General features: G+C 41.2%; 1 protein-coding gene. It reads right to left on the bottom strand.

Going from position 1 to position 255, the window contains the following annotated elements:
* Positions 1 to 41: 41 nt before the first annotated feature.
* The coding region (locus AAIG11_RS18095; protein WP_343187567.1) for an ATP-binding protein at positions 42 to 255 on the bottom strand (214 nt) is incomplete at its 5' end.

Here is a 255-nt window from a genome sequence, read left to right as displayed (position 1 = left end):
GTTATCCATAGAATCCACAATTGCAGCAACTTAATAGCCTGTCACCCCTGCTCCATTCGATAAGATGGGTTGTTCATATTAAGGATGTGGGACCGAAAAGTAAGTCGATCCACCAATGCCGTAATCAGTGTTGGGTTTTCGAAAAGCTCTGTCCATCTTGAAAATTCAAGATTGCTGCTGATCATAACACTACTTTTTTCCGCCCGGTCAGAGATGACTTTGAATAATAGTTCTGATTGATGTCGGTTGAAACTT

This window comes from Anoxynatronum sibiricum, from assembly GCF_039414295.1.
GTDB classification, from domain to species: domain Bacteria; phylum Bacillota; class Clostridia; order Peptostreptococcales; family Tindalliaceae; genus Anoxynatronum; species Anoxynatronum sibiricum.
Note: the sequence above shows the minus strand (reverse complement) of the source record. Positions and strands in the feature narration are given on the sequence as shown.